Raw genomic sequence first — 24,210 nt, forward strand, 5'->3', positions numbered from 1 at the left:
GCCGCAGGGCGGCACGGGTGGGCGCGACGGCACCCCGCAAGCGCCGGGCCGCGCGAACACCCCCCGCCCAGCCCCCAACACCGGGCCACCGCCCAACCCACCGCACGGGTGGGCGCGACGGCACCCCGCCCACCAGCAACACCCGTCACGACACCGGCACGTGCACGGACGACACCCTGCTCGCGACCACCCGCTCCCGCTCCGCCCGCACCGCCCGCTTCCGCAACCGCAGAATCTGACTGACCCCCAGAACCTGCAGCACGAACACCGACGAGAACGCGACGCCGTAGTCGTCCCCCGTCGCATCCAGCAGCACCCCGACCGCGAACAACGTCGTCATGGACGCCACGAATCCCCCCATGTTCGTGATCCCCGACGCCGTCCCCTGCCGCTCGGCGGGATTCGCCGGCCGAGCGAAGTCGAACCCGATCATCGACGCCGGCCCACAAGCCCCCAGCACCGCGCACAGCACCACCAGCAGCCACATCGGCGCCGTAGCCGCCGGATAGACCAGAGTGACCGCCCACACCACGGCCGTCGCCCCCACCGTCCCCAGCGCCAGCGGCAGCCGCGCCCCGTGGTGCCGGGCGATGACCTGCCCGTAGACGAGCCCGAAGGCCATGTTGGACAGCACGACGAGGGTCAGCAGCTCACCGGCGGCCGCCCGGGACAGCCCCTGCGCCTCCACGAGGAACGGCATCCCCCACAGCAGCAGGAACATCATCGCCGGGAACTGCGTGGTGAAGTGCACCCACAGTCCCAGCCGCGTCCCCGGCTCCCGCCAGGAGAGGGCGATCTGACGGCGTACATAGGCCGCGCCCTGATGCGGAACCGGCTCCGGTTCGTACCCCTCGGGGTGATCCCTGAGGAACAGCACCAGCAGCACGAACACCACGACACCCGCCACCGCGCTGCCCGCGAACGCCGCCGTCCAGCCGACGCCGTGCAGCAGCCGGGCGATGACCAGCGTGGAGACGAGGTTGCCCGCCATACCGGCCAGCCCCGCCATCTGCGCGACCATCGGCCCGCGCCGGGCCGGGAACCACCGCGTGCCCAGCCGCAGCACGCTGATGAACGTCATCGCGTCACCGCAGCCCAGCAGCGCCCGTGAGGCGAGCGCCATGCCGTACGACGGCGACAGCGCGAAGCCGAGCTGTCCGGCCGTGAACAGCACGACACCGATGCCCAGCACCCTCTTGGTGCCGAGCCGGTCGACCAGCAGCCCGACGGGTATCTGCATGCCCGCGTAGACCAGCAGCTGAAGGATGGAGAACGTGGAGAGAGCCGAGGCGTTGACGTGGAAACGGTCGGCGGCGTCGAGGCCGGCGACCCCCAGCGACGTACGGAAGATGACGGCGACGAAGTAGACGGAGACGCCGATCCCCCACACGGCGAGCGCGCGCCGTCCGCCGGGAGGGTCCCCGGGCAGCTTGCCGCTCATCGCACCTCCCCCCTGGCCAGGTGGGAGAACCAGCCGACGTGCCGGTGGACGACCCCGACGGCCGCCTCCGCGTCGCCGGAACGCAGCGCTTCGAGGATCTCCTCGTGTTCGGCGAGGGTCTTGGCGATGCGGTCGGGGTGGGAGTGCATCACGGCGACACCCATCCGCAGCTGACGGTCGCGGAGCTGGTCGTAGAGGCGGGAGAGGATCTCGTTGCCGCCGCTGCGGACGATCTCGGCGTGGAAACAGCGGTCGGTGACGGAGGCGGCGGCGAAGTCACCGGCGGCGGCCTGCTCCTGCTGCCGGGCCAGCAGCTCCTCCAGGCGCGCGATGAGCGCGGGCGGCGCGGGTACGGCCTTCCTGGCGGCGTGCTCCTCGACGAGCAGCCGGGTCTCGACGACGTCGGCGATCTCCTGCGCGGAGACCGGCAGCACGAGGGCGCCCTTCTTCGGGTAGAGCTTGATCAGCCCCTCGGCCTCCAGCCGGAGCAGCGCCTCACGCACGGGGGTGCGCGAGACCCCCGTGGCCTCGGCCAGCTCGCCTTCGGTCAGCAGCGTCCCGCCCTCGTAACGGCGTTCCAGGACGCCCTGTTTGACGTGGGTGTAGACGCGGTCGGCGGCGGGGGGTTGCCTCACGGCGGCCATGCTCATGAGGACAGGATAGATACAACACGTACGCGTGGAAGAATCCGTCCACGATACGGACCCGGAAGTCCGGGAGAATCGACCTCCCCCTCCGCACAACCATGCGTCCCGCGTACGAGTCAGTTAGGTGCGGCCCCCTGCCTGCGGCCGCATCTGACTCGGCCGCACGGTACGGCCATTCCAGGTAATCGGGGTATTCGACTTGAAGATCGACATTCGGGGCGTCCGGCTCCGCAGAACCGTCGGCGCCGCCATGACCACCGGTGCCATGCTGGCCTCCGGAGCCCTCTACGCCACGCCCGCGCAGGCCGCCGCCGCGCCGTCCGTCGTCGCCAAGGGCGGCTACGTGATGAACAACGCGAACGGCAAGTCGTTGTACACGAAGGCGGCGGACACCCGCCGCTCGACCGGTTCGACGACGAAGATCATGACCGCGAAGGTCGTGCTCGCGCAGAAGAACCTGAACCTGGACGCCAAGGTCACGATCCAGATGGCGTACAGCGACTACATCGTGAAGAACAACGCGTCGTCCGCGCGGCTGATCGTCGGCGACAAGGTCACCGTGCGCCAGCTGCTGTACGGGCTGATGCTGCCGTCGGGCTGCGACGCGGCGTACGCGCTGGCCGACAAGTTCGGCTCGGGCTCGACGCGTTCGGCCCGCGTGAAGTCGTTCATCGGCAAGATGAACTCCGAGGCGAAGAAACTGGGCCTGAAGAACACCCACTTCGACTCCTTCGACGGCATCGGCAAGGGCAAGAACTACTCGACGCCGCGCGATCTGACGAAGATCGCGAGCAGCGCGATGAAGAGCTCCACGTTCCGCGCGATCGTGAAGACGAAGAAGTACACGGCGAAGACGAAGACCAAGACGGGCAGCACCCGCACGATGGCGCCGTGGACCAACACGAACACCCTGCTCAGCAGCTACAGCGGCACGATCGGCGTGAAGACCGGCTCGGGCCCGGAGGCCAAGTACTGCCTGGTCTTCGCCGCGACCCGAGGCGGCAAGACGGTCATCGGCACGGTCCTCGCCTCGTCCTCGTCCACCCAGCGTGAGAAGGACGCGAAGAAGCTCCTGTCCTACGGCTTCGGCAAGATCTGACCCACTGCGCCACAGGGGCCCATCCGACACGGGTGGGCCCCTTTCGCATGCCTCCGTCGCGGGACGCCGAGAGGGGCCTGAGACCGTGACTGGAAGTCACGGTCTCAGTGTTCACGCAGGTGAGAGCGTTGCTGAGAAATATCCATACACATGGCAATGAACCGTCGCAGCGGTTTCGTTCGCTTTCGCTCGCAGTCGTGAACATCATCGAACTGGCTGGCATATGCCCTCCACCGCGCCCTACGTTCCACAGCGGAGGTGGTTCATATGAACGAACCCAGCAAGCGACCGCGCTCTGCCGAGCGGCACGAGGCGATCGACGTCAGCGACTTCGTGTACGCGGCTACCGGGGCCCGGGTCCGGAGGCTGACGATGCCGGACGGGATGCACTGGTTTCCGGCGGTGGATGTCTGCAAGGAACTCGGACACACCAACTCTCGCAAGGCTCTCGCAGACCACGTTCCGGACGAGCATCGAGACATTCTTGAGACCGTAACTGGAGGTTACGGTCTCAGCATTCCCGCAGGTAGGGAGTGGCGTCGAGACTTGCAAGTCATCTCTCTGCAAGGCCTCATCCTGCTCGTCAACGCCTGCACCAAAGCGTCCTGCGCCCCCTTCAAGCAGTGGGTCGCCGAGGTGATCGAAACTGTCCAGCGAGAGGGTTCGTACTCTCTCGAAGAGGCCGAGGTGCAGCCCTCCGACCCCGGCGCTCCCCTCGCCTACGCCATGCCGGAGCAGGTCGCCGAGGCCATTGTCCGGTTGGAGACGCACAACCTTCGGCTCGATGAGGAACTGGCCGACGGGCAGCGCGAATCGCTCGCTTTGCAGAAGGAGATGCTCGCCGCCCAGCAATCCACGCTCGTCGTGCAGCAGTCCACGCTCGTCGTGCAGCAGTCCACCCTCGCCGTTCAGCAGGCCATGGTCCGGGCGCTGGAACGTATCGCGGACCGGTTCGACACCCTTGTCCTCGAGCGCCGGGCGCCCTTCGGGCACCTCACCGCGCGGCGCACCACCGAGTCCGTCCTTGCCGACTGGCGGCACCGGCTGTCCGTGACGGAGGACGTGTGGGCCGTGGCCGTGGTGATCGCTCCGGTGCTCGTCGAGCAGGGTGAACTGCGCGAGCCACTGGAGTCGATCGCCGCGCGTACGGGGCTTTCCGTGCGGCGTGTCAACGAGTGCCTGCGGCTGCTGCGCAAACACGCCTGCATCTCCTCGCGGGGCGGGGCCGAGGACGACGCCCCGGTGTGGGTGCTTCCGTAGGGCCGCTACAGCAGAAGGGGCGTCGCAATCCGAAGTTGCGGCGCCCCTCCTGTGTCATGAACCTAGTGGATCCATGGGCCTCAGGCCCAGCTGATCAACCTCTTCGGCTGTTCCAGGATCGCCGCCACGTCGGCCAGGACCTTGGAACCCAGTTCGCCGTCGACCAGGCGGTGGTCGAAGGAGAGGGCCAGGGTGGTGACCTGGCGGGGCTTGACCTTGCCCTTGTGGACCCACGGCTGGAGCTTGATCGCGCCGACCGCGAGGATCGCGGACTCGCCGGGGTTCAGGATCGGCGTGCCCGTGTCGACGCCGAAGACGCCGACGTTGGTGATCGTCACCGTGCCGGCCTGCATCGCCGCGGGTGAGGTCTTGCCCTCCCGCGCCGTGGAGACCAGTTCGGCCAGGGACTCGGCCAGTCGCGGCAGCGTCTGGGCGTGGGCGTCCTTGATGTTCGGCACAATCAGACCGCGCGGCGTGGCCGCCGCGATGCCCAGGTTGACGTAGTGCTTGACCACGATCTCCTGGGCCGCCTCGTCCCACGACGCGTTGATCTCGGGGTTCCGCTTGATCGCGACCAGCAGGGCCTTGGCGATCAGCAGCAGGGGGTTCACGCGCAGGCCCGTGAACTCCTTGTCCTGCTTCAGCTCCTCGACCAGCTTCATCGTGCGCGTCACGTCCACCGTCACGAACTCCGTGACATGCGGTGCCGTGAACGCGGAACCGACCATCGCCGCCGCCGTGGCCTTGCGGACACCCTTCACCGGGACACGGGTCTCACGCGCGGTGTCGTACGACACCGGGGCGGGAGCCCGCACCGCCTCGGCCGCCGCCGGGGCGGCCTCCGGCTCGGGCGCCACCGCCGCGTGGACGTCCTCGCGGGTGATGACGCCGTCCGGGCCGGTCGGGGTGACCGTCGCCAGGTCGACGCCCAGGTCCTTCGCCAGCTTGCGCACCGGGGGCTTCGCCAGGGGGCGTTCCCCGGTGGCGCCGTGGCCGTTCAGCTCCGGCCGGGCGGCCGTCTCCGGGGCGGCCGTCTCCGGGGCCGCCGCCTTGCGGGGGCGGCGGCGCGTCGAGGACGTCGCCACTCCGTAGCCGACCAGGACCGGCTGGCGTGCCGCCGGCTTCTCCTCGGGCTCGGTCGGCTCCTCGGCGGGGGCGGGTGCCTCCTCCTCCGCCACCGGCGCGGCGCCGCCCGACACGTCCACCGCGATGATGGACGTGCCCACGTCGACCGTGGTGCCCTCGGGGAAGTGCAGCTCGCGGACCACACCGTCGTACGGGATGGGCAGTTCGACGGCCGCCTTCGCCGTCTCGACCTCGCAGACCACCTGGCCGTCGGTGACCGTGTCACCCGGCTGGACGTACCACTTGAGGATCTCGGCCTCGGTGAGGCCCTCGCCCACGTCCGGCATCTTGAACTCGCGTACGGACGCGTTCGTCATCGTCGTCACGACCCTCTCCCTCAGTACGCCAGCGAGCGGTCGACGGCGTCGAGCACCCGGTCCAGGTCCGGGAGGTAGGACTCCTCCAGACGGGCCGGCGGATACGGGGCGTGGTAGCCGCCCACCCGCAGTACCGGGGCCTCCAGGTGGTAGAAGCAGCGCTCCGTGATCCGCGCGGCGATCTCCGCGCCGGACCCGAAGAACACCGGCGCCTCGTGGACCACGACCAGGCGGCGCGTCTTCTGCACCGACGCCTGGATCGCGTCGAAGTCGAGCGGGGAGACCGAGCGCAGGTCCAGCACCTCCAGGGAGCGGCCCTCCTCGGCGGCCGCGTCGGCGGCCTCCTGGCAGAGCTTCACCATCGGGCCGTACGCCGCCAGCGTCAGATCCGTGCCCTCGCGCACCACACGCGCGGTGTGCAGCGGGCCCGGGATGGCCTCCGTGTCGACCTCGCCCTTGTCCCAGTAGCGCCGCTTCGGCTCGAAGAAGATCACCGGGTCGTCGCTCTGGACGGCCTGCTGCATCATCCAGTACGCGTCCGACGCGTTGGACGGCGACACGATCTTCAGGCCCGCGACATGCGCGAACAGCGACTCCGGGGACTCGGAGTGGTGCTCCACCGCGCCGATGCCGCCGCCGTAGGGAATCCGCACGACGACGGGCATCTTGACCTTGCCCAGCGAGCGGGCGTGCATCTTCGCGAGCTGCGTGACGATCTGGTCGTACGCCGGGAAGACGAAGCCGTCGAACTGGATCTCCACCACCGGGCGATAGCCGCGCAGGGCCAGGCCGATCGCCGTACCGACGATGCCCGACTCGGCGAGCGGGGTGTCGATGACGCGGCTCTCGCCGAAGTCCTTCTGCAGGCCGTCCGTCACCCGGAACACGCCGCCGAGCTTGCCGACGTCCTCACCCATGACCAGGACCTTGGGGTCCGCGTCCAGAGCGTGCCTCAGCGACTCGTTGATCGCCTTGGCCAGGGCCATCTTCTGTGCCATCTCACTTACCCCCGTCCGCGTCCGCGAACGACGCCTGGTAGGCGGCGAACTGCGCACGCTCCTCGTCCACGAGAGCGTGTCCGTCCGCGTACACGTTCTCGAAGATGGCGAAGTGGTCCGGGTCCGGCATGGCACGGACCGCTTCGCGCACTCGTTTGCCCAACGCCTCGCTCTCGCTCTCCAGTTCCGCGAAGAATCCCTCGTCCGCGTGGTTTGCGGACTCCAGGAAGCGGCGAAGACGCAGGATCGGGTCCTTGGCCTCCCAGGCCAGCCGCTCCTCGTCGCCCCGGTAGCGGGTCGGGTCGTCGGACGTGGTGTGCGCGCCCATGCGGTACGTGAACGCCTCGACGAGCGTCGGACCCTCACCCGCGCGGGCCCGCTCCAGGGCCCACTTGGTGACGGCCAGGTTCGCCAGCACGTCGTTGCCGTCCACGCGCACGCCCGGGAAGCCGAAGCCCTGCGCACGCTGGTACAGCGGCACGCGGGACTGCTTCTCGGTCGGCTCGGAGATCGCCCACTGGTTGTTCTGGCAGAAGAACACCACCGGCGCGTTGTAGACCGCGGAGAAGGTGAAGGCCTCGGCCACATCGCCCTGGCTGGACGCGCCGTCGCCGAAGTAGGCGATGACCGCGCTGTCCGCGCCGTCCTTGGTGATGCCCATCGCGTAGCCGGTGGCGTGCAGCGTCTGGGAGCCGATGACGATCGTGTACAGGTGGAAGTTGTTGCCGTTCGGGTCCCAGCCGCCGTTGTTCACGCCGCGGAACATCCCGAGCAGATTGGTCGGGTCCACCCCGCGGCACCACGCGACGCCGTGCTCACGGTAGGTGGGGAAGACGTAGTCGTCGTCGCGCAGCGCCCGGCCGGAGCCGATCTGCGCCGCCTCCTGGCCCAGCAGCGAGGCCCACAGGCCCAGCTCGCCCTGGCGCTGGAGCGCGGTGGCCTCGGCGTCGAAGCGGCGGGTGAGGACCATGTCGCGGTACAGGCCGCGCAGCTCCTCGGCGGTGATGCCGTCGACGTACCTGTCGAACTCGGCGTTCTTGACGCGCTTGCCCTCGGGCGTCAGCAACTGGACGAGGGCGGGCTCGGCGCTCTTCCCGGCGCCGGTGGCCTTCTTGCTGGTGGTGCGCTTGGCGCCGGTGGTGCCGGCCTTCGTTCCGGCGCTGCGTCGCGGTGTGCGCGCGGCAGTGCTCTCCACGGTCACGTGTGCTCCTCCGTCGGTCCGGCCCCCGGGGTTGCCGGCAGGCCAGTGCGGCTCACCTGTTTCTCGACCACCGGGCACGGGGTGGGTGCCACTCGGCCGGGGAACAGGCGTGACAGGTGCCCCGGCGAGCGCCCTGCAAGAGGCACGGTACCCAGTGCTCCACACATCTGTGAAACCCCACCTGACCTGCGATTTTGCTTGGATTTCCAAGTAAATCGGGGAAGGTCTGGAAGGCGCGCTGGTCACAGCCTTGCAGGAGGCCGGGGCAACGGCACGTTATCCCGGCCACCCCGGGCACGGGAAGGGTCGAGTTTCGCGACCGAACGTGGTACTCCGCGCGAGGTGGACAGGGGCGCGACCGGAGCCGGAGGAGGCCGGCCGGTCGCGCCCGGACGGGGTCAGCCCGTCACGCCTTCGATGCTGCCCGCGCCGCCGTCCGCGGCACCGCCGTCCGCGCCGCCGTCCGCGGTGCCGCCGGTCTCCGTGCCGCCGTTCTCGGTCCCGCCGTCCTCGGTGCCGCCGTCCGCACCGCCGGGGCTGGTGCCGCCCGTCTCGGTCGGCTGGGTGGCGGACGGCTGGCCGGTCGGCTCCTCGGGCTGCGTCTCCGTGTACGTCGGCTCCTGCGACGGCGTGTACGGCTGGTCCCAGTTGCCGCCCGATCCGTTGCCGGGGTCGGTGCCGGTCTCGGTGCCCGGGTCGGTCGTCTCCTCGGTCGCCTCGTCGCTGGGGCTCTCGCTGGACTTCTCGTCCTCGGTGCTCTGCGTGACGGACGGGGACGTGTCGGGCTTGCCGCCGCCTCCGCCGCCGCCGTTGTTCATCGCCAGCGCGACACCCGCCGCGACGGCGATCACCGCGAGCACCGCGAGGATCCACAGCTTGCCGCGGCCACTGCCCTGGTTGCCGTGGCCCTCGAAGCCGCCGTCGTCCCCGTTGCCGTAGCCGGAGGGCAGGATCGGCTGCGGAATCGCCGCCGTACCGGCCATGTCCGGGTGCTGCATCGCGGTCGTGCCCGCGAAGCCCGCCGCGGAGGTGCGCGGACCCTCGTGCATGTCCACGGGGCCGGTGTTCCAGGTGCCGGTGTGGCCGCCCTGGTCGTAGAGCATCTGCAGCGCGTACTGGATCAGCCCGCGCATCTCCTCGGCCGTCTGGAAACGGTCGTCGGGCTCCTTGGCGAGGGAGCGCATGACCATGCCGTCCAGCTCCGGCGGGCAGGCGTCCGAGGCCTCCGACGGAGGCGTGGGGATGTCCTGGACGTGCTGGTAGACCACCGACAGCGGTGTCTCGCCCGTGAAGGGGGGCCGCAGTGCCAGCAGTTCGTACAGCAGGCAGCCGGTGGCGTACAGGTCGGACCGGTAGTCGACGGCCTTGCCGAGCGCCTGCTCCGGGGAGAGGTACTGGGGGGTGCCCATGACCATGCCGGTCTGGGTCATCGTCGTGGACGCGCCGTGCAGCGCGCGGGCGATGCCGAAGTCCATCACCTTCACCGCGCCGTTGTGCGTGATGATGACGTTGGCCGGCTTGATGTCGCGGTGCACGATGCCGTGCTGGTGCGAATAGGCGAGCGCCTCCAGAACACCGGAGACGATGATCAGCGCCTGCTCGGGGCCCGGCGCCTCCGCGTTCATCAGCAGGTCGCGGATGGTGCGGCCCTCGACGATCTCCATCACGATGTACGGCACCGACTGACCGCCGACGACGTCCTCGCCGGAGTCGTACACGGCGACGATGGCATGGTGGTTGAGACCGGCCACCGACTGCGCCTCACGCGTGAAGCGCGCTTTGGAGACGGGGTCCTCGGCGAGGTCCGCGCGGAGCAGCTTGACGGCGACGGTACGGCCGAGTCGTACGTCCTCGGCGGCGAACACCTCGGCCATGCCGCCCCGGCCGAGCCGGTGGGTCAGCCGGTACCGGCCGTCGCCCACGAGCCCGCCGTTACCCCAGTTGTCCGGCGCGTCCGAGATGCCGCCGCCAGTCGCCTCGGGGTCGGACGGGCCCTGAGCGCGCTGCTGCTGTGCCATCAGTCCTCGCCGTCGTTTCTGCCCGCGGTGCGCGCGGTGTTGTCACGGTCTTCGTCGGGCCACGCTACAGCCTCGGCGTGTGCCGCCGGTCCGGGACGGGCTCCCGGGTCCGGCACGAGACGGACCGGCCATGAAACCCGTTCTCCTTACTGTCGTGCAAATTCCGTGTACCGGTAGTACGACCGCTGTAACGCTTCCGCGACGCTTCCTTCGCGTACGGTCACGGAACGGGCACCGCGCTTGACGTGTCAGTGGCCTGGGGCAGACTTGGCCGGGAATAGCACATTGGATCTACGACGGATCGGCCACCGACGGCGGCGCCGGAGAGGCTACGGGGGACGCGGAACATGAGCCAGGACGGCGCACAGGGCCAGTACGCGGGGCGGGCGCTCGCCGGCGGACGGTACCAATTGCGGGACCTGCTCGGCCAGGGCGGCATGGCGTCGGTGCACCTCGCCTACGACAGCGTGCTGGACCGTCAGGTCGCGATCAAGACGTTGCACACGGAACTCGGGCGGGAGCAGGCGTTCCGTGAGCGCTTCCGCCGCGAGGCCCAGTCCGTGGCGAAGCTCACGCACACCAACATCGTCTCGGTCTTCGACACCGGCGAGGACGATGTGGACGGCATGACGACGCCGTACATCGTCATGGAGTACGTCGAGGGCCGCCCGCTCGGCTCCGTGCTCGACGAGGACGTACGGCAGCAGGGCGCGATGCCCGCCGACAAGGCGCTGAAGATCACCGCGGACGTGCTGGCGGCCCTGGAGATCAGCCATGAGATGGGGCTGGTCCACCGCGACATCAAACCGGGCAACGTGATGATGACCAAGCGCGGTGTGGTCAAGGTGATGGACTTCGGCATCGCCCGCGCCATGCAGTCCGGGGTCACGTCGATGACGCAGACCGGCATGGTCGTCGGTACCCCGCAGTACCTCTCCCCCGAGCAGGCGCTCGGCCGGGGCGTCGACGCGCGCTCCGATCTGTACTCGGTCGGCATCATGCTGTTCCAGCTGGTCACCGGTCGGCTGCCGTTCGAGGCGGACTCGCCGCTGGCCATCGCGTACGCGCATGTGCAGGAGGAGCCGCCGACGGCGTCCTCCATCAACCGTTCGCTGCCGCCGGCCGTGGACGCGCTGATCGCCCGCGCGCTGAAGAAGAATCCGAACGAGCGTTTCCCCAGCGCGGAGTCCATGCGCGGGGAGTGCCTGCGGGTGGCGCAGTCCTTCCAGCCGGCCCCGCCGAGCATCGTCCCGGGCTCCCAGGGACAGAGCGGCGCGGGTGTCGGTTCCGCGGTGTTCCCGCCGGTCGGCCAGGGCACCCCGGCGCCCACGGGCCCTGTGCAGACGCCGTACCAGCCGGCGCCGACGCCGAACCCGTACGGCACACCGTCCCCCGCCTACGGCTATCCGCAGCAGGGCGGCTACCAGACGCCCGCGCCCTCGCCGTACACGCCGCAGCCGGGCCCGTCGACCCCGGCGCCGTACAACATCACGCCCCAGACGTCCGGTTCGGGCGGCTCGGGCGGCGGCGGCTGGAACAAGCCGGTGATCATCGGTTCGGTCGCCGTCTCGCTCCTCGCCGTCGGCGGTCTGATCACGGCGCTGATGATGAACGGCGGAGGCGGTGAGGACCCGCAGGGCGGTGGAGGCGCCTCCACGTCGGCTTCGACCGGCCCGGTGGAGGGTTACCGCGGTCCGGACACGTCGAAGACGATCGACAAGGAAGAGTGCGAGGAGCCGCACGAGGCGTACAACGACCCCGACAAGATCCGGCTGCCGAACTTCAAGTTCAAGTACATCGGCTCGGTGAAGGAGTGCCTCCAGGCCGCCGGCTGGGGCGACTTCAAGATCGTCGACGTGGACGAGAACACCTACGGCGAGGGCTCCATCCGGGAGCAGTTCCCGCCGGCGGGCACGGACGTCGACCCCGAGGACATGCCGGAGATCACGTTCAAGGTCTCGACGGGCAACCCCCCGTCCTGACCCCGGCCGTACCGGACGACATGACGAAGGGGCCCGGCATCGGATGCCGGGCCCCTTCGCGCTGTCCGTGTCGTCCGGTACGGGCTTACAAGTACGGGTTCACCGGTCGGGGTCTACAGGTACGGGCCGCCCGCGCGCCCGCCCATGGTCGGGTCCTCCTGGCCGTCGCCGACACCCGGCGGAAGGGCGCGGCGCATCTGCTCCAGCTGGGCACGGGCGGCCATCTGCTGGGCGAAGAGGGTGGTCTGGATGCCGTGGAAGAGGCCCTCCAGCCAGCCCACCAGCTGGGCCTGGGCGATCCGCAGCTCGGCGTCGCTCGGGGTGCCCTCGTCCGTGAACGGCAGCGAGAGCCGCTCCAGCTCCTCGACCAGCTCCGGGGCCAGACCGTCCTCCAGTTCCTTCACCGAACTGGCGTGGATCTCCTTGAGACGGACCCGGCTGGCCTCGTCCAGGGGAGCCGCGCGCACCTCCTCCAGCAGTTGCTTGATCATGCTGCCGATCCGCATGACCTTCGCCGGCTGCTCCACCTGCTCCGTCACCGGGATCTCGCGGGAGTCCTCGTCCCCCGGACCTCCGCCGAGCGCCATGCCGTCCTGACCGACGACCAGGATCTGCGGATTATCGGGCGACCGTTCGTTCCTCGGCATCTCCATACGCCCATTGTCGCGCACGGCCCTGTGCCGCTCTGGCGGTGCCCCCGGAAGCGGGATCCCTCTGACGGCCGTATCCGGAATGCCGGACGTGTACGGGGATGCGAGGCTGTCAGGCGTCCATCCGGCCCATCTTGCCGACGGTGCGCACAGGTACCGGCCGGCGCGGGAGGTCACGGTCGTGACTCCATGGCTGCGTGTAGTGGGAGCGACGGTCGCTCTGGTGGCGGGGGCCGCGGTGCTGCCGTACGGCTCCGCCGCGGTGCCCTTCGGCCCGGGGGCGGCGTACGGGGCTCCGTCGACCCGGGCCCCGTCGGCCTCCTCGACGCCCCCGTCCTCTTCGTCGTCGTCCCCGTCGCGCGGGCCGTCGCCCTCCAGGGAGCCGTCACGGGCCGACCGGCCGGGTGAGGAGCGGGACCGGCCCGGGCGGCACAAGGACGCGCCGGAGCGGGAGCGCGGCGATCGGGACGGTACGGACGACGGGGGCCCCGGTGCCGTACCGCGGAAGCCGGGGCGGGCCGACGGCGGTGCGAGCGACCGGCCGGACACCGAGGACATGCCCGGTCCCGGGTACGACGAACAGGCCGTGTCCGAGGCACCGGACGCGGGCGGCACCGTCCCGGCGGCGCCCACGTCCCAGGCCGCGGTACCGGTGCCCTCCGCGACCTCGCGGGCACCCGGGCACGACACCGTCGCGGCCACCGAGCCCGTCCTGCGCATCCTGCCGCTGGGCAGCGGGCTGATGCTCATCGGGCTCGGCTTCGGCCTCGCCTTCGTGGCCCTGCGGATGCGGCAGGGGCGCGGCGCTTCCTGAGCCCCCGCGCGGGACTCAGTTCGGCGTGACCAGCAGGACCTTGCCGATGTGGCCGCTCTCCTCCACGACCCGGTGGGCGGCGGCCGCGTCCGGCATCGGGATCTCCCGGTCGACGACGGGACGCACGTGTCCGCCGGTGACGAGCGGCCACACGTGCTCGCGTACGGCCGCCACGATCGCCGCCTTCTCCTCCAGCGGCCGGGCCCGCAGCGAGGTCGCGCTGATCGCCGCGCGCTTGGCGAGCAGGGCGCCGATGTTCAGCTCCCCCTTCACCCCGCCCTGCATCCCGATGATCGCGAGCCGCCCGTTGACGGCGAGGGCCCGCACATTGCGGTCCAGGTACTTGGCGCCCATGTTGTCGAGGATCACGTCCGCGCCGGTGCCGCCGGTGGCCCGCTCCAGCTCGGCGACGAAGTCCTGCTCGCGGTAGTTGACCAGGATGTCGGCGCCTAGTTCGGCGCAGCGCTCCAGCTTCTCCTTGGTCCCGGCGGTGACGGCGACGCGCGCGCCGACGGCCTTGGCGAGCTGGATCGCCATCGTGCCGATGCCGCTGGAGCCGCCGTGCACCAGGAGGGTCTCACCGGGGCGGAGGTGGGCGACCATGAAGACGTTGGACCAGACCGTGCAGACGACCTCCGGGAGCGCCGCGGCCTGGTCGACGGTGAGTCCTTCGGGGACGGGCAGCAGCTGCCCGGCCGGTACGGCCACCTTCTCCGCGTAGCCGCCGCCGGACAGCAGCGCGCAGACCTCGTCGCCGACGGCCCAGCCGCTCACCCCGTCGCCGAGCGCGGCGATCCGTCCGGAGCATTCGAGACCGGGGTAGGGGGAGGCGCCGGGCGGGGGGTTGTAGAAGCCCTGCCGCTGGAGGATGTCGGCCCGGTTGACGGCACCGGCCACCACCTCGACCAGGACCTCACCGGGACCGGCCACGGGGTCGGGGACCTCGTCCCACACCAGGGCCTCGGGTCCACCGGGTTCGGGAATCGTGATCGCATGCATGAGGGGACGGTACTCCTGGGGAGGCGGTGGGCCGCGTTCATCGGCCCGGGGTACGTCCGGCACCTGCCGGCCACGGCGCCCGCGCGTCCGGCGGGAGTCCGGCGACCGTCGGGCCCCGCCTGACGGTCGGGCCCGGCGACCGTCGGGACGGGCGACCGTCGGGACCGCGCGCCCATGATGAGCCCGTGGGCCGCCTCAGACACGATCCCGCCGACCGGCCGCGGAAGCCCGGCCGCCCACCCCGAAAGCCCGGCGGCCGGCCCGATCACGAGCACGCCGTGAACCGGCTTGGGAAGTCCGTCTTCGGCCCGTGACGCGTCCACCGCCGGCCCACCCGACGAGTCCGGCTTCCGCCCGCGAAGCATCCGCCGCCGGCCCACCCGGCCGGTCCCGCGGTCGCCCCCGTCGCGAGCCCCTCCGGGGAGCACGGCGGCGGGCCGTCGGGCGTTCGGCGTAGGTCCGGGGACGGGGCGTTCTCGGTCGTGCGGCCGGTTCCGGGGAAAGCCGTGTGCGGGACCGATGAGTTTGCGGGACGGTAAAGGTCTGTCCATGCGTAGCCCAAGCACGCGGAAGGAACCGAAGCATGAGCACGCAGACGTCCGGCCTGGCGATCGAGACCGCGGGCCTGGTCAAGACCTTCGGTGAGACACGAGCCGTCGACGGTGTCGATCTCGCCGTACCGGCAGGCACGGTGTACGGGGTCCTCGGACCGAACGGCGCCGGCAAGACCACCACCGTGAAGATGCTCGCCACCCTGCTGCGGCCCGACGGCGGCGAGGCCCATGTCTTCGGCCACGACATCGTGCGCGAGGCGGACGAGGTACGCGGCCTGGTGAGCCTCACCGGCCAGTACGCGTCCGTCGACGAGGACCTCACCGGCACCGAGAACCTGGTCCTGCTGGGCCGGCTCCTCGGCCACCGCAAACCCGCCGCCCGCACCCGCGCCGCCCAGCTCCTGGAGGCGTTCGGCCTCACGGATGCGGCCGGGAAGCAGGTCAAGCACTACTCGGGGGGCATGCGGCGCCGTATCGACATCGCCGCGTCCATCCTCAGCACCCCCGACCTGCTCTTCCTCGACGAGCCGACGACCGGGCTGGACCCGCGCAGCCGCAACCAGGTGTGGGACATCGTGCGCGCGGTCGTCGCCCAGGGCACGACGGTGCTGCTGACCACCCAGTATCTGGACGAGGCCGACCAGCTGGCGTCCCGGATCGCCGTCATCGACCGCGGCAGGGTGATCGCCGAGGGCACCAAGGGCGAGCTGAAGGCGTCCGTCGGCGCCGGCTCCGTCCATCTGCGGCTGCGGGATCCGGAGCGGCGGGACGAGGCCGTACGCATCCTGCGGGACCTGCTCACCGCCGAGGTGCAGCGGGAACCCGACCCGGTGGCGCTGACCGCACGCCTCGGCGTGGCGGCGAGCGAGACCGCGGCCGACCAGGCCGCGCGGGCCCTCGGTGAACTGGCCCGGGCCGGCATCACCGTCGACAGCTTCTCCCTGGGTCAGCCCAGCCTCGACGAGGTCTTCCTGGCGCTGACCGGACACGACACCGGTCAGGGCGCAGGCCCCGAGACGAAGGACGAGGTGGCGGCATGAGCACGGCCACGAGCACCGAGAGCAAGGAACTCGCCCCGGTCAGCACCGAGTCGCTGGCCGCACTGCTCGTCGCGAAGGAGCGGCCGCCCCGGCCCGGCTCCCTGTCGACCTCGCTGACTTTCGGATGGCGCGCGATCCTCAAGATCAAACACGTCCCCGAGCAGATGTTCGACGTCACCGCCTTCCCGATCATGAACCTCTTGATGTTCACGTACCTCTTCGGCGGTGCGCTGGCGGGGTCGCCCCGTGACTACATCCAGTTCGTACTGCCCGGCATCCTCGTGATGTCGGTCGTGATGATCACCATGTACACCGGGATCTCGGTCAACGTCGACATCGAGAAGGGCGTCTTCGACCGCTTCCGCTCGCTGCCGATCTGGCGGCCGTCGGCGATGATCGGCTATCTGCTCGGCGACGCCCTGCGTTACACCATCGCGTCCGTCGTCATGCTCTCCGTGGGCCTGCTCCTCGGCTACCGGCCGGACGGCGGCATCGGGGGTGTGGTCGCGGGGATCGCGCTGCTGCTGGTGTTCTCGTTCGCGTTCTCGTGGATCTGGACGATGTTCGGGCTGATGCTGCGCACCGAGAAGTCGGTCATGAGCGTCAGCATGATGGTGATCTTCCCGCTCACCTTCCTGTCCAACGTCTTCGTCGACCCGAAGACCATGCCGGGCTGGCTGCAGGCGTTCGTCAACAACAGCCCCGTCACCCACCTGGCGTCCGCGGTGCGCGAACTGATGGCGGGCGACTGGCCGGCCGACGAGATCGCCTGGACGCTGGGCTGGTCCGCCGCGTTCGTGCTGGTCTTCGGACCGGTCACGATGCGGCTGTACAACCGGAAGTAGGGGCGGCCGCGGGGCCTGGGCGGACACGCGGCCGGGGGCAGGCGCGGCTGGACAACCGCGTGGGGACGGCCGTACGGCAGCCGCGGGCGGATGCCGCCGCCGTACGGCCGAGAGCCGCCGGCCTCAGCTGCGGAGCGGGCGGAAGTCGGGGGCGACCTGCGTGCCCGGCGACGCCCGCACGATGGTGATCAGCCGGTCCGTCAGCTCCAGCGTCCCGACGTCCCGGTCGTCGTAACCGAGCACCCGGTGCCCGCGGACCACGCTCACCACCAGGTCGCCGAGCTCGCGGGGGGTCTTTCCCACCTCGGCCTTTATGACCGGCCGCTCGACCATGTCGAGCCCGGAGCCCTGCTGGATGAGGTCCTCCATCACCATGCCGGCCGCGGGGCTGAGCACGGAGAGGCCCAGCAGCCGCCCGGCCGCGCTGGCACTGGTGATGACCGCGTCGGCGCCCGACTGCTTCAGCAGCGGGGCGTTCTCCTCCTCGCGCACCGCGGCCACGATCTTCGCGCCCCGGTTGATCTGCCGCGCCGTCAGCGTCACGAGGACAGCCGTGTCGTCGCGCTGGGTGGCGATGATGATCTGCCGGGCCCGCTGCACCTCGGCACGCATCAGCACCTCACTGCGCGTGGCATCCCCTATGACGCCCGCGTAGCCGTCCGCCGTGGCCGCCTCGACCGCCTTCGCACTGGGGTCCACGACGACGACCTGCTCCTTCCTGAGCCCGGTCGCGCAGACGGTCCTGATCGCGGACCTGCCCTTGGTGCCGAACCCGACGACGACGGTGTGATCCCGCAAGGTGGACCTCCAGCGGTTCAGTCGCCACTCCTCCCGGGTGCGTTCGGTGAGTGCCTCGAGGGTGGTGCCGACCAGGATGATGAGGAACAGCACGCGCAACGGCGTGATGACGAAGATATTGGTGAGCCGTGCAGCGTCACTGACCGGCGTGATGTCGCCGTATCCGGTGGTGGAGAGGGTGACGGTCGCGTAGTAGAACGCGTCGAGGAAGTCGATGGATCCGTCGGCGTTGTCGTTGTAGCCGCCGCGGTCGGCGTACACGACGAACGCCGTGACCACCAGCACCACCAGCGCCAGCGACAGCCGCTTGGCGACCTGGCGGATCGGGTGCTCCACCAGCTGCCTCGGGAGTCTCACCCGATGGGTCACCAGATGTTCGTCAGCCTGGCGGGCGATGGCGTCCTGGCCCGGAAGTTTCACGTGAAACACACCCCGATTCCCCCGGATGCCCAGGGCAGGTCGAGCAGTTCCGCCTCCTGGCCGGGCCGTGATCCGCCCGGAGGTACGACGGCGAGCGCGTCGGCCGCCGCGATACCGCGCAGCATGGCCGGGCCGTTGTAGAGCAGCGGCAGCGCCCGGTCGCCGCGCAGGGCTACGGGGATCAGCCGGGTGTCGTACGGGTGCCCCTGCACCGCGTCGCGCAGCGGCAGCGTGTACGGCTCGGGGGCGGGGCGGGCCGCGAGGGTGCGCAGCAGCGGCTCGGCGAGGGTGAGCAGGCCGGAGACGGCGGCGAGGGGGTTGCCGGGCAGCCCGACGAGGTGCTGGTCCTCCTTGGTGCGGGCCAGCAGCATGGGATGGCCCGGGCGCACCTTGACGCCGTCCACGAGGAGTTCCGCGCCCATGCGGCGCAGGGCGGGGTGGACATGGTCGACGGGGCCCGCGGCGGTGCCGCCGGTGGTGACGACGACATCGGCCTCGGACGCGGTGATCGCCTCGTACAGCGCCTGCTCGGTGTCGCCGACCCGGCGTACGGCGGTCACCTCGGCGCCGAGTGCGCGCAGCCAGGGCGGCAGCAGCGGGCCGAGCGCGTCCCGGATCAGCCCGTCGTGCGGGAGCCCCTCGGCGAGCAGTTCGTCGCCGAGGACGAGCACCTCGGCGCGCGGGCGGGGGACGGCGGTGAGGGTGTCGTAGCCGGCGGCTGCCGCCATGCCCAGCACGGGCGGGGTGATCAGGGTGCCGCTGGGCAGCAGCTGGTCGCCGCTGCGGCACTCCTGGCCGCGCGGGCGGATGTCCTGGCCGTGGGTGACGGTGTGCGGCGGCCGGGTGGCGGCGGTGACGTGCAGCCGGCCCTTGTCGTCGGTGCGGCCGTGTTCGCTGCGCAGTACGGCGGTGGTGTCCTGGGGGATGCGGGCGCCGGTGGCGATGCGGACGGCGCCGCCGTCGGTGAGGGGCTCGTGCGCGGTGTGCCCGGCGAGGACGCCCTCGTCCCGTACGGACCAGGGGCCGGGGCCGGAGACCGCCCAGCCGTCCATCGCCGAGGTGTCGAAGGAGGGCAGGTCGGTGAGGGCGGTGAGAGGGGCGGCGAGGGTGAGGCCCAGGGCGGAGCCGAGGGGGACGGCGACGGGGGGCAGACAGCCGGTGCGCCGTGCCGTGCCATGACGCGGAGCGCGTTCGGCGACGGCGCGGGCCTCGGCCCAGTCGGTGGCTTCGTGGCGCGGGCGGCGGGGGGCGCCGGTGGGGCCGCCGGGGTGTTCCTTCACGAGGGCGAGCGCCTCCTCGACGTCGAGGTCGTCGCCGTTCTGTCCGGCCCGGGCGGCGCGCGCGGTCATCCCGCGTCCGGGCGGGGCTCGGGAGCGGTGCCGGCGGGGGGCACGGGGTCCGGGGCGTCCGGGGTGTCCTCGTCGGCCCAGCGCAGGGCGAGCGCGGTGGCCTTGCGGGCCGCCTCGGCGACCGCCTCCGGGCCGCCGCCCGCGTGCGCGGCCGCGTAGCCGACGAGGAAGGTGGTCAGCGGTGCGGCGGGCCTGGCCACGCCGTGGGCGGCGTCACGGGCGAGGTCGAGCAGTACGCCGGTGTCGACGTCCAGGTCGATGCCCAGCTCGTCCTTGACTGCGGAGATCCATTCATCCAACACGTGTCCATGCTCCCTGATGCGTGCCCTCGCGGTGGCGATGTCGTCCCAGGTGTCGCAGTCGAAGGACGCCACCGGGTCGGGGATTCGGGTGAGGTCGAGCGAGCCGGTCAGCCGGCGCAGGGGGAGCCCCGCCAGATCGCCGTGGCGGCCGGTGAGCACGGCCAGTTCGCGGCGCAGGGAGGCGGTCCGGTACGCGGCGACGAGGGGCTGGTCCCGGCCGTCGGCGTCGGTCAGCAGCACACCGTCGGCGGTGGCGCCGTGGCCGAGGGGTGCCAGCAGTCCCCGGACCGTGCGGTGGTCGAGGAAGGGCAGGTCGGCGGAGAGCAGGACGACACGGTCGGCCGTGGTGTGCCGCAGTCCGGCGGCGAGCGCGGCCAGCGGGCCGCCGCCCGGGGGTTCCTCGCGCGCCCAGATCACGGGCCGGGCGGTGGGCCGGGGGCCGGCCACGACCACCGTGGTGCGGGCGCCGGCGCAAGCGGTGAGCACCCGGTCGAGCAGCGCCCGTCCGCCGACGCGCACTCCGGGCTTGTCCGCGCCCCCGAGCCGCCGGGCGGCGCCGCCCGCGAGCACGACGGCGTCGTACGCGGGACCGGGGTCCCCGCAGGCGCCGCCGGACGGCTCACCGGAGGAATCGCCGGGTGGCTGATACTCGGTCACCCTCCGAGTATGCGTGCCCCCGCGATCACAGGGAACGCGGGGGCACGAACAGACGCTCGCGGAGCACCGGTGACACGGTCCGGACTCCCGTAGTCCGCGGCGGCACCCGCCGATTCACCGCGGCCGTGACAGCACCGTCACCGGCTCACAGGGTCCGCAGCAGCACCGCCGGCTGTTCCACGCAGTCCGCCACATACCGCAGGAAACCCCCCGCCGTGCCGCCGTCGCAGACCCGATGGTCGAAGGTGAGCGAGAGCTGCACGACCTGCCGCACCGCCAGCTCGCCCTCGTGCACCCACGGCTTGGGGACGATACGGCCGACGCCGAGCATGGCGGCCTCGGGGTGGTTGATGATCGGTGTGGAGCCGTCGACGCCGAACACGCCGTAGTTGTTCAACGTGAAGGTGCCGCCCGTGAGATCCGCCGGCGTCAGCGCGCCGGTGCGGGCCGCCTCCGTCAGCCGGGCGAACTCGGCCGAGAGCGACTCGGCGTCCCGCGTGTGCGCGTCCCGGACGACGGGGACGACCAGCCCCCGGTCGGTCTGCGCGGCGAAGCCCAGGTGGACGGCCTCGTACCGGACGATCTCCCTGGCCCCGGTGTCCACCGAGGAGTTGAGCTCGGGGAAGCGGGCGAGTGCGGCGGCGCAGATCCGGGCCAGCAGGGCGATGACGGAGATCTTCGGCCCGCCGGCCGCGTTCATGACGGCCCGCGCGCGCATCAGCCCGGTCGCGTCGGCGTCCACCCAGCAGGTGGCATCGGGAATCTCGGTACGGCTGCGGGAGAGCTTGTCGGCGACGGTGCCGCGGATCCCCTTGAGGGGGACACGGGTGACGCCGGGGGTGTCCGCCGTCGGTGCCGGGGTGCGGGTGCGCGGTTCGCCGGCCGCCTGCTCCGGGCGCGCGTGTGCGGCGGCGCGCAGGGCGTACTCCACGTCCGCGCGGAGGATCAGCCCCTCCGGTCCGGAGCCGGTCATCTCCCGAAGATCCAGGCCGTTCTGCCGGGCCAGCCTGCGCACCAGCGGGGAGATCACGGGGACGGGTCCGTCCGCCGCGGCCGGGGTGCGGTCCCGCCCGTTCGCGGCCGGGGCGACCAGGGCGGCCGGGGCGGCCGGGGCCGTCTCCGCCGGACGCACCCGGCGGCGCCGGGCCGGCGCCTCCGAGGTGCCGTAGCCGACCAGGACGTTGCCGGAGCCCTCGGCGGGGGCCGTGGCCCGCTCGGGTTCCGCCTCCGCGGGGCTCGCTTCCTCGGTCCCCTCGCCCACCGCCACCGTCAGCAGCGGGGCGCCGACGGGCAGTTCCGTGCCCTCCGCGCCGAAGCGGGCCGTGACGACTCCGCCGTAGGGGCAGGGCACGTCCACCATCGCCTTGGCCGTCTCGACCTCGACGACCGGCTGGTCCACGGCGACGACGTCACCGACCTCGACCAGCCAGCGCACGATCTCCGCCTCGGTGAGCCCCTCACCGAGGTCGGGCAGCTTGAACTCCAGCACCTGTGCCATCAGCTCTCGGCCTCCCACTGCAGACGCCCCACGGCGTCCAGGATCCGGTCCACTCCGGGCAGGTGGTGGCGCTCCAGCATCGGCGGCGGATACGGCAGGTCGAACCCGGCCACACGCAGCACCGGCGCCTCCAGATGGTGGAAGCAGCGCTCCGTGACCCGGGCCGCGATCTCCCCGCCGGGCCCGCCGAAGCCACCCGACTCGTGGACGACGACCGCGCGCCCCGTCCGCCGTACCGAGGCGCTCACCGTCTCGTCGTCGAACGGCACCAGGGAGCGCAGATCGACGACTTCGAGGTCCCAGCCCTCGGCCCGGGCCGCCTCCGCCGCCTCCATGCAGACGGGCAGGGACGGCCCGTACGTGATGAGCGTGGCGCTCCGGCCCGAGCGCCGCACCACCGCACGGCCGATCGGTTCAACGGCCGACGGCTCCTCCGGGTTCCAGGAGTCCTTCGACCAGTACAGCCGCTTGGGCTCCAGGAGGACGACCGGGTCGTCGGAGGCGATCGCGGCGCGCAGCAGCCCGTACGCGTCGGCGACGGTGGCGGGCGTGACCACATGGAGCCCCGGAGTCGCCATGTAGTACGCCTCGGAGGCGTCGCTGTGGTGCTCGACCCCGCCGATGCCGCCGCCGTACGGGATGCGGATCGTGAGCGGCAGGGGCAGCTTCCCGCGCGTGCGGTTGCGCATCTTCGCGACGTGCGAGACGAGCTGCTCGAACGCCGGGTAGGCGAACGCGTCGAACTGCATCTCCACGACCGGCCGCAGCCCGTACATGGCCATGCCGACGGCCGTGCCGAGGATGCCCGCCTCGGCGAGCGGCGTGTCCGTGCAGCGGTCCGCGCCGAACTCCTCGGCGAGTCCGTCGGTGATCCGGAAGACACCACCGAGGGTGCCGACGTCCTCGCCCATGACGTGCACGGACGGGTCGGCGGCCATGGCGTCGCGCATCGCGCGCGTGAGGGCCTGCGCCATGGTGGCCGGCTTGACGGCGACGGTGGTCATCGCTGCGCCCCTTCCGGTGCGGCCCCGGCCGCCAGCTCGGCCCGCAGCTGCTCGCGCTGCTCGAGGAGCTGGGGGGTGGGCTCGGCGTACACGTGCGCGAAGAGGTCCATCGGGTCGAGCGCCGGGTCCTGGTTCATCCGGGCGCGCAGCGAGGCGGCCAGGGTCTCGGCGTCCTGGCGGGCGCTCTCCACGGCGGCCTCGTCGAGCACACCGCGTGCGGTCAGCTCCCGCTCCAGCAGGGCGATCGGGTCGTGCCGCTTCCAGGTCTCCACCTCGGCGTCGACGCGGTAGCGGGTGGCGTCGTCGGCGTTGGTGTGCGCCTCCACGCGGTACGTGATCGCCTCGACCAGCGTCGGACCGCCGCCCGCGCGGGCACGGCGTACGGCGTCGGCGAGGACCTCGTGCACGGCGGCGGCGTCGTTGCCGTCGACCAGGCGGCCGGGCATCCCGTAGCCGACGGCCTTGTGGGCCAGCGACGGGGCCGCGGTCTGCTTGGCGAGCGGTACGGAGATCGCGAAGCCGTTGTTCTGGACGAGGAAGACCACCGGCGCCTGCCAGACGGCGGCGAAGTTCAGGGCCTCGTGGAAGTCGCCCTCGCTGGTGCCGCCGTCGCCGACCATGGCGAGCGCGACCACGTCGTCGCCCTTGAGACGGGCGGCGTGCGCGAGCCCCACCGCGTGGGGCAGCTGGGTGGCGAGCGGGGTGCTCAGCGGGGCCACGCGGTGCTCGTGGGGGTTGTAACCGGTGTGCCAGTCGCCGCGCAGCAGGGTGAGGGCCTCGACGGGATCCACTCCGCGTGCGACGACGGCGAGGGTGTCGCGGTAGCTCGGGAAGAGCCAGTCCCGCTCGGCCAGGACGAGCGCGGCGGCGACCTCGCAGGCCTCCTGGCCGGTGCTGGAGGGGTAGACGGCGAGACGGCCCTGCTTGGTGAGGGCGGTGGCCTGCGCGTTGTAGCGGCGGCCCTTCACCAGCTCCGTGTACAGCCTGCGCAGCAGCTCCGGGTCGGCCTTCGCGGCCGCTTCGGTGCCGAGCACGCGGTACGGCTCCGCGTCGGGCAGCAGCGGCGCGGGGTCGGTACGGGGCTGCCAGGCGGGCGGCGGGGTCGGCCGGTAGGCCCCCCGCTGCTCCATGACCGTCATGACGGCACCTCCTCGTGGGAAGACGTCAGGCGCGGCGTCTGTGACGCGCCTCA

Annotated in this window: 20 protein-coding genes; 6 read left to right on the forward strand and 14 right to left on the reverse strand. The window is 71.7% G+C overall.

The genetic code is table 11. From position 1 onward, the window contains the following. Positions 1 to 145 precede the first annotated feature (145 nt). Both ACGFR9_RS22120 and ACGFR9_RS22125 read right to left on the reverse strand, forming a co-directional pair. Positions 146 to 1,441 (reverse strand): nitrate/nitrite transporter, encoded by a 1,296-nt coding sequence (locus ACGFR9_RS22120; protein WP_393211283.1) that lies wholly within the window; start codon positions 1,439 to 1,441, stop codon positions 146 to 148. Continuing rightward, on the reverse strand, positions 1,438 to 2,091 hold the full coding sequence (locus tag ACGFR9_RS22125; protein WP_311641689.1) for a GntR family transcriptional regulator: 654 nt from the start codon (positions 2,089 to 2,091) through the stop codon (positions 1,438 to 1,440). The genes ACGFR9_RS22120 and ACGFR9_RS22125 overlap by 4 nt, the downstream gene beginning before the upstream one ends. 247 nt (positions 2,092 to 2,338) lie before the next feature. On the opposite strand from ACGFR9_RS22125, the gene ACGFR9_RS22130 reads away from it, so the two are divergent. Together ACGFR9_RS22130 and ACGFR9_RS22135 are read left to right on the forward strand one after the other, a co-directional pair. Beyond that, positions 2,339 to 3,187, forward strand: a complete 849-nt coding sequence (locus ACGFR9_RS22130; protein WP_393211808.1) for a D-alanyl-D-alanine carboxypeptidase family protein — start codon at positions 2,339 to 2,341, stop codon at positions 3,185 to 3,187. Between the two features lie 267 nt (positions 3,188 to 3,454). Further along, positions 3,455 to 4,447 (forward strand): Bro-N domain-containing protein, encoded by a 993-nt coding sequence (locus ACGFR9_RS22135; protein ID WP_393211286.1) that lies wholly within the window; start codon positions 3,455 to 3,457, stop codon positions 4,445 to 4,447. An 80-nt stretch (positions 4,448 to 4,527) separates the two neighbouring features. On the opposite strand, the gene ACGFR9_RS22140 is transcribed toward ACGFR9_RS22135, so the two are convergent. From ACGFR9_RS22140 to ACGFR9_RS22155, 4 genes are all read right to left on the reverse strand, one after another. Further along, the gene (locus ACGFR9_RS22140) at positions 4,528 to 5,898 is read right to left on the reverse strand and encodes a dihydrolipoamide acetyltransferase family protein (RefSeq protein ID WP_393211289.1); all 1,371 of its coding nucleotides are present in this window, start codon (positions 5,896 to 5,898) and stop codon (positions 4,528 to 4,530) included. A gap of 11 nt (positions 5,899 to 5,909) precedes the next feature. Beyond that, a complete protein-coding gene (locus ACGFR9_RS22145) occupies positions 5,910 to 6,887 on the reverse strand; it encodes an alpha-ketoacid dehydrogenase subunit beta (RefSeq protein WP_393211292.1) in 978 nt (325 codons plus the stop codon). 1 nt (position 6,888) lies between these two features. After that, a complete protein-coding gene (pdhA, locus tag ACGFR9_RS22150) occupies positions 6,889 to 8,088 on the reverse strand; it encodes a pyruvate dehydrogenase (acetyl-transferring) E1 component subunit alpha (RefSeq protein ID WP_393211294.1) in 1,200 nt (399 codons plus the stop codon). Positions 8,089 to 8,486: 398 nt separating this feature from the next. Further along, positions 8,487 to 10,106, reverse strand: a complete 1,620-nt coding sequence (locus ACGFR9_RS22155) for a protein kinase (RefSeq protein ID WP_393211296.1) — start codon at positions 10,104 to 10,106, stop codon at positions 8,487 to 8,489. A 347-nt stretch (positions 10,107 to 10,453) separates the two neighbouring features. On the opposite strand from ACGFR9_RS22155, the gene ACGFR9_RS22160 reads away from it, so the two are divergent. Then, positions 10,454 to 12,088, forward strand: coding sequence for a protein kinase (locus tag ACGFR9_RS22160; protein WP_393211299.1), 1,635 nt, complete (start codon positions 10,454 to 10,456; stop codon positions 12,086 to 12,088). Positions 12,089 to 12,201: 113 nt separating this feature from the next. On the opposite strand, the gene ACGFR9_RS22165 is transcribed toward ACGFR9_RS22160, so the two are convergent. Next, positions 12,202 to 12,741 carry a bacterial proteasome activator family protein gene (locus ACGFR9_RS22165; RefSeq protein WP_393211302.1) on the reverse strand — a complete coding sequence of 180 codons (540 nt, stop codon included), beginning with the start codon at positions 12,739 to 12,741 and terminating at the stop codon, positions 12,202 to 12,204. A gap of 178 nt (positions 12,742 to 12,919) precedes the next feature. On the opposite strand from ACGFR9_RS22165, the gene ACGFR9_RS22170 reads away from it, so the two are divergent. After that, entirely contained in the window at positions 12,920 to 13,552 is a 633-nt protein-coding gene (locus tag ACGFR9_RS22170) for a hypothetical protein (protein ID WP_393211305.1), read from the forward strand. A 15-nt stretch (positions 13,553 to 13,567) separates the two neighbouring features. On the opposite strand, the gene ACGFR9_RS22175 is transcribed toward ACGFR9_RS22170, so the two are convergent. Continuing rightward, complete coding sequence (locus ACGFR9_RS22175; protein ID WP_393211308.1) at positions 13,568 to 14,551, reverse strand: NAD(P)H-quinone oxidoreductase; 984 nt, start codon at positions 14,549 to 14,551, stop codon at positions 13,568 to 13,570. Between the two features lie 583 nt (positions 14,552 to 15,134). Here ACGFR9_RS22175 and ACGFR9_RS22180 point away from each other — a divergent pair. Then, positions 15,135 to 16,145: an ATP-binding cassette domain-containing protein gene (locus tag ACGFR9_RS22180; protein ID WP_393211311.1), complete on the forward strand. Its 1,011-nt coding sequence runs from the start codon at positions 15,135 to 15,137 to the stop codon at positions 16,143 to 16,145. Continuing rightward, positions 16,142 to 16,990: an ABC transporter permease gene (locus ACGFR9_RS22185; RefSeq protein WP_393211314.1), complete on the forward strand. Its 849-nt coding sequence runs from the start codon at positions 16,142 to 16,144 to the stop codon at positions 16,988 to 16,990. Before ACGFR9_RS22180 ends, ACGFR9_RS22185 begins: the two co-directional genes overlap by 4 nt. Before the next feature lie 123 nt (positions 16,991 to 17,113). Here ACGFR9_RS22185 and ACGFR9_RS22190 read toward each other — a convergent pair whose 3' ends face one another. The 6 genes from ACGFR9_RS22190 to pdhA (ACGFR9_RS22215) form a co-directional block, all read right to left on the reverse strand. After that, positions 17,114 to 18,208: a potassium channel family protein gene (locus tag ACGFR9_RS22190; protein WP_393211317.1), complete on the reverse strand. Its 1,095-nt coding sequence runs from the start codon at positions 18,206 to 18,208 to the stop codon at positions 17,114 to 17,116. After that, positions 18,205 to 19,557, reverse strand: coding sequence for a molybdopterin molybdotransferase MoeA (locus ACGFR9_RS22195; protein ID WP_393211320.1), 1,353 nt, complete (start codon positions 19,555 to 19,557; stop codon positions 18,205 to 18,207). The genes ACGFR9_RS22190 and ACGFR9_RS22195 overlap by 4 nt, the downstream gene beginning before the upstream one ends. After that, positions 19,554 to 20,516: an NTP transferase domain-containing protein gene (locus tag ACGFR9_RS22200; protein ID WP_393211323.1), complete on the reverse strand. Its 963-nt coding sequence runs from the start codon at positions 20,514 to 20,516 to the stop codon at positions 19,554 to 19,556. Before ACGFR9_RS22200 ends, ACGFR9_RS22195 begins: the two co-directional genes overlap by 4 nt. Before the next feature lie 145 nt (positions 20,517 to 20,661). Beyond that, a complete protein-coding gene (locus ACGFR9_RS22205) occupies positions 20,662 to 22,014 on the reverse strand; it encodes a dihydrolipoamide acetyltransferase family protein (protein WP_393211326.1) in 1,353 nt (450 codons plus the stop codon). Then, positions 22,014 to 23,018 carry an alpha-ketoacid dehydrogenase subunit beta gene (locus ACGFR9_RS22210; RefSeq protein ID WP_030215271.1) on the reverse strand — a complete coding sequence of 335 codons (1,005 nt, stop codon included), beginning with the start codon at positions 23,016 to 23,018 and terminating at the stop codon, positions 22,014 to 22,016. The genes ACGFR9_RS22205 and ACGFR9_RS22210 overlap by 1 nt, the downstream gene beginning before the upstream one ends. Then, positions 23,015 to 24,157, reverse strand: coding sequence for a pyruvate dehydrogenase (acetyl-transferring) E1 component subunit alpha (gene pdhA / locus ACGFR9_RS22215; RefSeq protein WP_393211329.1), 1,143 nt, complete (start codon positions 24,155 to 24,157; stop codon positions 23,015 to 23,017). The genes ACGFR9_RS22210 and pdhA (ACGFR9_RS22215) overlap by 4 nt, the downstream gene beginning before the upstream one ends. Between the last annotated feature and the right edge of the window lie 53 nt (positions 24,158 to 24,210).

Origin of the sequence: Streptomyces sp. NPDC048584, assembly GCF_043199595.1 — a bacterium.
Classification (GTDB): Bacteria; Actinomycetota; Actinomycetes; order Streptomycetales; family Streptomycetaceae; genus Streptomyces; species Streptomyces edwardsiae.